7 protein-coding genes and 2 pseudogenes are annotated in these 6226 nt (G+C 68.9%); 3 read left to right on the top strand and 6 right to left on the bottom strand.

The window, feature by feature from the left end:
• Window positions 1-3: 3 nt before the first annotated feature.
• A pseudogene (locus ABB28_RS17605) lies at window positions 4-192 on the top strand (molybdate ABC transporter substrate-binding protein); the annotation flags it as partial.
• Between the two features lie 60 nt (window positions 193-252).
• Here ABB28_RS17605 and ABB28_RS17600 read toward each other — a convergent pair.
• From ABB28_RS17600 to moaA, 6 genes and pseudogenes are all read right to left on the bottom strand, one after another.
• Window positions 253-423 (bottom strand): annotated as a pseudogene (locus tag ABB28_RS17600) (molybdate ABC transporter substrate-binding protein); the annotation flags it as partial.
• Window positions 424-437: 14 nt separating this feature from the next.
• A complete protein-coding gene (locus tag ABB28_RS00940) occupies window positions 438-929 on the bottom strand; it encodes a molybdenum cofactor biosynthesis protein MoaE (RefSeq protein WP_057506830.1) in 492 nt (163 codons plus the stop codon).
• A 2-nt stretch (window positions 930-931) separates the two neighbouring features.
• Window positions 932-1192 carry a MoaD/ThiS family protein gene (locus tag ABB28_RS00935; protein ID WP_057506829.1) on the bottom strand — a complete coding sequence of 87 codons (261 nt, stop codon included), beginning with the start codon at window positions 1190-1192 and terminating at the stop codon, window positions 932-934.
• Window positions 1189-2445, bottom strand: a complete 1257-nt coding sequence (locus ABB28_RS00930) for a molybdopterin molybdotransferase MoeA (RefSeq protein WP_057506828.1) — start codon at window positions 2443-2445, stop codon at window positions 1189-1191. Before ABB28_RS00930 ends, ABB28_RS00935 begins: the two co-directional genes overlap by 4 nt.
• Entirely contained in the window at window positions 2442-3440 is a 999-nt protein-coding gene (gene moaCB, locus ABB28_RS00925; protein ID WP_057506827.1) for a bifunctional molybdenum cofactor biosynthesis protein MoaC/MoaB, read from the bottom strand. Before moaCB ends, ABB28_RS00930 begins: the two co-directional genes overlap by 4 nt.
• 8 nt (window positions 3441-3448) lie before the next feature.
• Entirely contained in the window at window positions 3449-4444 is a 996-nt protein-coding gene (moaA, locus tag ABB28_RS00920; protein ID WP_057506826.1) for a GTP 3',8-cyclase MoaA, read from the bottom strand.
• A gap of 334 nt (window positions 4445-4778) precedes the next feature.
• Here moaA and ABB28_RS00915 point away from each other — a divergent pair, with 334 nt between their 5' ends.
• Together ABB28_RS00915 and ABB28_RS00910 are read left to right on the top strand one after the other, a co-directional pair.
• Window positions 4779-5441, top strand: a complete 663-nt coding sequence (locus ABB28_RS00915; RefSeq protein WP_057506825.1) for an HAD family hydrolase — start codon at window positions 4779-4781, stop codon at window positions 5439-5441.
• Window positions 5438-6223, top strand: a complete 786-nt coding sequence (locus ABB28_RS00910; RefSeq protein WP_057506824.1) for a DeoR/GlpR family DNA-binding transcription regulator — start codon at window positions 5438-5440, stop codon at window positions 6221-6223. The genes ABB28_RS00915 and ABB28_RS00910 overlap by 4 nt, the downstream gene beginning before the upstream one ends.
• Window positions 6224-6226: the final 3 nt, after the last annotated feature.

The following is a 6226-nucleotide window of genomic DNA, read 5'->3' as shown; positions in this document are numbered from 1 at the left end:
CCGATGAAATCCCTGATTGCCACGTTCCTGCTGCTCGTCGCGGCGCCGCTGGCGGGTGCCGCAGAGTTGACCGTATCGGCGGCCTCGAGCCTGACCGAAAGCTTCCGCGAGATCGCCAGCGCCTACCAGAAGGCGCATCCCGGCACCCGGGTCGACCTGAACTTCGCCGCCTCCGGCGTCCTGCTGCAGCAGATCGCGCGCGGGGCGCCGGTGGACGTCCTTGCGTCGGCCGATGAGGCCACCATGGACCAGGGAGGCGGCGAAGTTCAGGTCGACCCGGGTGCCGGGATGCGCCTTCTGGTAGGCGCTGGCGATCTCGCGGAAGCTTTCGGTCAGGCTCGAGGCCGCCGATACGGTCAACTCTGCGGCACCCGCCAGCGGCGCCGCGACGAGCAGCAGGAACGTGGCAATCAGGGATTTCATCGGATGGGTCTCTTTCAGGGTACCGGGGGCGGCGGTGCGGGGCGGGCCCCATCGTCGGCGTGGCACAGCGAACAACCTTCGCTCCAGACGCTGTCGCCGTCCAGGTAGTGCTCCTGCTTCCAGATCGGGCTGCGATGCTTGACCGCTTCGATCAGCGCGCGGCAGGCCTTGAAGGCCTCGTCGCGGTGCGGCGTTCCGGCGGCCACCACCACCGCCGTATCGCCGACCGCCAGGCGCCCCTTGGCATGCGCCACGTAGAGTTTCACCCGCGGCCCGAACTGCGCGCGCACTTCAGCGACCAGTCGTTCGAACTCGGCCATCACCAACGGGTCGAACAGGTCGTAGGTGATGCCCTGTACCGGGCGCCCGTGATTGAGGTCGCGCACTTTGCCGATGAATACATCGATACCGCCGAAGCCGGGATCGGACACGAACGCGATCGCCTCGGCCGCATCGATGGCCGCGCTGGCGCGTTCGACGATCATCCACTGGTCCTGCTCTGGCATGCTCATCCTCCACTCACCGGCGGCAGGATCGCCACGCGCCCGTCATCGGGCAGCGCGTCATCATCGCGCAGCACCTGCTGCTGGTCGGAGAACGCCGAATAGTCCAGCAATCCAGCGCGGAACGCGGGCCAGCGCAGCGGCAGCAGCGCCTTCAATGCCGCACGCAGATCCGCTACCTGGCCGCCGGCCACCTCCACCGCGATTTCGCGCGTGGGATCCAGTTCGGAAAACGCGCCGAACAACTGCACCGTCACCTGCCTCATGCCTGCTCCTGTCGATTCACCTGCAGGGGCGTTGCATGGCCCCAGCCCATCACCTGCACCTGGGTTCCCGCCGGGGCATGGCTACCCGCTTCATCCAGTACCGCCCACGCATTGGCCTGCAATGAAGACTTCAGGCGGAATGACTCCTGCCCGGCCAACACGCGCACGCCCAGCTGCCCGCTGGCATCAACCTCCACCCGAGCACGCGCGTGGAAGCGCAGGCCTTCCGGCTTGTCCGCGGCGGCCAGCAGGGGCAGGCGCAGCGCGATCTCCGCAGGCAGGCCGAGCATGCCGCGCAACAGCGGCTCCACGAAGAAGCGCTGGCCGACCGCGGTCGATACCGGGTTGCCCGGCAGGCCGAAATACAGCGCACCGCAGGGCAGTCGCGCGAACAACACCGGCTTGCCCGGACGGATCGCCACTTTGTGGAACAGGATCTGCGCCCCGCGCGCCTGCAGCGCAGCGGGAATGAAATCGTAGCGGCCGGCAGACACCGCGCCGGTACTCACCAGCACGTGTGCGCCGCCGGCAAGCGCCTGGTCCATCGCCTGATCGAAGGCGGCTGCGTCGTCACCCACCAGCGCATCGGCAACCACCTGCGCACCCGCCAGTTGCAGCCGGGCAATCAGCGCGGGTCGGCTGCTGTCACGGATCTGTCCGGACTGCAGGGCCTGCCCTGCCTGGCTGACCAGCTCCTTGCCGGTGGCGATGACGGCCGCGCGCGGACGCACCCGGACCCTCACCTGTCCTGCGCCGATGGCGTGCAGCAGGCTCAGCGCATTGAGGTCCAGGCACTCACCTTCGGCCAGCACCTGCTCGCCGGACTGCACATCCTGCCCGCGCAGGCGCACGAACTGCTGCGGTGCCACGTTGGCGCGCAGACGGATGCGAAGCGGGCGTCCCCCTTCGCTGCACAGGATCTCCACCTGCTCCACCGGCACCACGCTGTCCAGTCCATCGGGAAGGCGTGCCCCGGTCATGATTTCCCAGGCGCCGTTGCCCGCCACGCTCGCCGCATCCCCCGCGGCCTGCCACCCTGCTACGTCGAATTCGCTGCCGACCGTGGCCGTGGATCCATCAAGGCGCAGCGCAAAGCCATCCATCGCCGAATTGTCGAACGGAGGAACGCACTGCGGGCTGTAGACCGGCGCGGACAGCGTACGACCGCACGCCTGGTCCAGCGCGACCGCCTCGTCCGGCAGCAATGCTGCCGCCTCCATCACGATGCGAAGTGCCTCGGCATAGGCGATCACGCGTGCCCCCTGCCGGTCACCATCGCCAGTGCATGGCCCAGCAATGGCGCCAGCATCTCCAGGCATTGCGTGGCGGCGCGCGGGTTGCCCGGCAGCGCGAACACCAGCATGCCGTCCAGCTGCACCACTTCGGCGCGGCTGAGCCAGGCCATCGGCGTGTGCTGGGCACTGAGCGCGCGCAGCATCTGCGCCAGCCCATCGACCCGCCGGCCACCCAGCGATTGCAGCGCTTCCGGGGTCAGGTCACGCGGCCCCAGTCCGGTGCCGCCGGTGCACAGGCACAGCTGCACGCCCTCCGCCGCCAGCGCGCGCAGGCGCGAGGCCAGCGGTTCGATGCCATCGGCCAGCAGCTCCGCGTGCAGGACCTGCGCACCCAGCGCCTGCAGGCCCTCCACCAGTACCGGTCCGGAACGATCCTCGTAGCGGCCATCACTGGCCCGATCACTCAGGGTCAGCACCGCACTTCGCGCGCCCTCCAACTGCAACGGCGCACGCGGGGCGAAGCGTTCGGCTTCCTGCGCATCCATGCCCTGCGGATGGATCCATACCCCGCGCTTGCCACCTTCTTTGAACAGCAGCCGCATGCCACCGATCTCCAGCGCCGGTTCGACCGGTTTGGTCAGGTCATAGAGGGTCAGCAGCGCGGCGTTGACCCCGGCCAGGGCCTCCATCTCCACCCCGGTGCGGGCCTCGCTGGCACACTCGCACCACACGCGGATGGCGTGCCGTGCGGGCACCGGCGCACAGTGCACGCGCACCAGTTCCAGCGGCAGCGGGTGGCACAGCGGCATCAGCGCGGAGGCCATCTTGGCGCCCTGCAGCCCGGCGATCTCCGCCATCACCAGCGCATCGCCCTTGGGCAGGCGGCGCTCGACGATCATCGGGTACGCCAGCGGACCTGCCAGCAGTTCGCCGACCGCCACCGCGCGACGTCGGGTGATCCGTTTGTCACGCACATCGGCCATGTGGAAGGCCGCGCTCATCTCACCGCTCATGCTGTGTTTCATCCTCCAATGGAGGCCAGGTGCGGGATCAGCCCGGTCTGGCCCTGGTGCAAGCCGTGGCCGGCCGCCTTCAACCCGAGCTGGGTCGTGATGCGGGCCAGCAGGGCATCGAAATCGTCGTCGGACTGCAGCAGCGGGCGCAGTGGCACGCCGAACTCACCGAACAGGCACAGCCGCAGGTCACCGCGTGCGGTCACCCGCAGGCGGTTGCAGCTGCTGCAGAAGTCACGGGCATACGGGGCGATGATGCCAACCGTGCCACGGTGGCCCGGATGGCCGAACTCGCGCGCCGGCCCCGCATCGGGATACCGCGGGCGCTCGCTCCAGCCGGCCTCCAGCAACTGGGTGATGACCTCGTCCGCGCGCCGGTGGTGCTGCAGGAAGTAGGCCTCGTTGTCGCCGGTGCGCATCAGTTCAATGAAGCGCACGCTGACCGGCCGCTCGCGCAGGAACTCCATCCACTGCGGCAGTTCGTCGTCATTCACGCCACGCAGCAGTACCGCGTTGAGTTTCACCGACGCGATGCCCAGTGCCTGGGCCATCTGCAGGCCCTGCAGGATCTCCGGCTGCCGGTCATGGCCGGTCAAAGCATGGAAGCGATCGCGCTGCAGGCTGTCCATGCTGACGTTCAACGCGGTCAGGCCGGCACGATGCCAGCCGGGCAACCGGCGTGGCAGCAACGTGCCATTGGTGGTGATGGCCACCTTGCGGATGCCCGGCACGGCGGCGACCGCTTCGATGATCTGTTCCAGGTCCTTGCGCAGGCTGGGCTCGCCACCGGTCAGGCGGATCTTGTGCATCCCCAGGGCCGCAAAGCCACGCACCAGCCGCTGGATCTCCGCGACGCCGAGGAAGCGCGGACCGGCCTCCCCCTGGTAGCCATCGGGCAGGCAGTAGCTGCAACTGAAATTGCAGGCTTCGGTGAGCGACAGGCGCAGATACGGGAAGCGACGGCCAAAGCTGTCGCCGAGCGCGGGGGCGTCCCCATCAATCATTGCACTTACCCGTCCTACCGGCATGCGTTGTCCATCCGTCCACTTCCCATCGCCATCATGGGCTCCAGCGTACCGTCCGCGCCGTCGTGATGGGATGACTTTCGCGCGCGTTGCGATGCCGGGCTGCAGCGCTGTGCAGCATGCAGCATTCCATTTCGGTTGCCTGCCGATTGAGGAGGCACCCGTGCGGCCGCGAGCGCGGGCGATCGCGCGCCGGCCGAGGCAGCCGGCTGTGCAGCAGCACAATGCATACGTATGCACGGCCCTGCACGGGCGTGCACGAACCTGCACGGATGCGCTAGCATGGCGCCCTGCCCCGACCCTGTGCCCGCCCATGCCCTCATCGCCGCCCCGCGCCCTGCTGCCTTCCGCGCCGCCGTCCTCGCTGATCTTCGACCTCGGCGGCGTGCTGATCGACTGGAACCCGCGCTATCTGTACCGCACTCTGTTCGACGATGCCGCGCAGATGGAGCACTTCCTCGAACACGTCTGCAGCCCGCAGTGGAATGCTGCGCAGGATGCGGGGCGCAGCTGGGAACAGGCGGTCGACGAACTGGCGGCCGAGCATCCGCACCAACGCGAGCTGATCGCCGCCTACTGGCTGCGCTGGCAGGAAACGCTGGGCGATGCGCTGCACGGTACGGTCGCCCTGCTGGCCGAGCTGAAGGCCGCGGGCGTTGCGCTGTATGCGCTGACCAACTGGTCGGCGCAGACCTTCCCGATCGCGCGCGAACGCTTCGGCTTCCTGTCCGCCTTCGACGATATCCTGGTGTCCGGCGAGGAAGGCCTGGCCAAGCCGGACCCCCGCATCTTCGAACGCGCGCTCCAGCGTTTCGGCGTCGAGCCATCGGCCACGCTGTTCATCGATGACGCCGCGGCCAACGTACAGGCAGCAATGGGACAGGGGATTCCTTCGCTGCTGTTCCGCAACGCCGACAGCCTGCGCGCGTCGCTGCATGCGCTGGGCCTGCCGGTTGCCGCGCAGGCACCGCGATGAACACTGCCGACACCCTGCCCGGCGAGCGCCAGCAGGCCATCCTGCAGTTGCTGCGCGAACACGGCCGGGTGCTTGCTTCACCGTTGGCGCTGCAGTTCGGCGTGTCCGAGGATTCCATCCGCCGCGATCTGCGCGACCTGGCCCAGCGCGGCCTGTGCCGGCGCGTGCACGGCGGCGCATTGCCCCTCACCCCGACCTTCCCGCCGCTGGCCGAGCGCCAGCAGCAGGACCTGCCGCGCAAGCACGCACTCGCCCTGCAGGCGGCCGGCCTGGTCCGCCACGGTGAGGTCATCGCACTGGATGCCGGATCGACCAACAGCGCCATTGCCGCAGTGCTGCCGCGTGACCTGCAGTTACAGGTGGTCACCAATGCACCGGACATCGCGCTGCTGTTGATGGCGCGCGAGGGCATCGAGGTCAGCCTGATCGGCGGCCGCGTGGACCGGCGCTCCGGCGCGGTGCTCGGCAGCCAGGCCATGGAAAGCCTCGCCGGCCTGCACGTGGATGTCTGCTTCGCCGGCACCTGCGCGATCGATCGCGAGGGCACCGCCTGGGCGGTGGACGGCGAGGAAGCGGCCTTCAAGCGTGCGCTGGTGCGCTGCGCCGATCGCGTGGTGGTGGTGGCCAGCAATGAAAAACTCGGTGCGGTCGCCAGCCATCGGATCGCCTCGCGCGCGCAGCTGGACCTGCTGCTGGTCGAAGCCGATGCGCCCGCCGCGCTGGTCGATGCGTTGCGCCTGCAGGGGCTGGACGTGATCGTCAGCGCCGCCCCCTCCTCCTGATTC

This window comes from Stenotrophomonas chelatiphaga (assembly GCF_001431535.1).
Taxonomy (GTDB): Bacteria; Pseudomonadota; Gammaproteobacteria; order Xanthomonadales; family Xanthomonadaceae; genus Stenotrophomonas; species Stenotrophomonas chelatiphaga.
Note: the sequence above shows the minus strand (reverse complement) of the source record. Positions and strands in the feature narration are given on the sequence as shown.

Excerpts from the sequence above, each read along its gene's own strand:
- ABB28_RS00940 (WP_057506830.1), bottom strand. The coding sequence starts at position 929 with ATGCCAGAGCAGGACCAGTGGATGATCGTCGAACGCGCCAGCGCGGCC.
- ABB28_RS00935 (WP_057506829.1), bottom strand. The coding sequence starts at position 1,192 with ATGAGGCAGGTGACGGTGCAGTTGTTCGGCGCGTTTTCCGAACTGGAT.
- moaCB (WP_057506827.1), bottom strand. The coding sequence starts at position 3,440 with ATGAGCGGTGAGATGAGCGCGGCCTTCCACATGGCCGATGTGCGTGAC.
- moaA (WP_057506826.1), bottom strand. The coding sequence starts at position 4,444 with ATGATTGATGGGGACGCCCCCGCGCTCGGCGACAGCTTTGGCCGTCGC.
- ABB28_RS00915 (WP_057506825.1), top strand. The coding sequence starts at position 4,779 with ATGCCCTCATCGCCGCCCCGCGCCCTGCTGCCTTCCGCGCCGCCGTCC.
- ABB28_RS00910 (WP_057506824.1), top strand. The coding sequence starts at position 5,438 with ATGAACACTGCCGACACCCTGCCCGGCGAGCGCCAGCAGGCCATCCTG.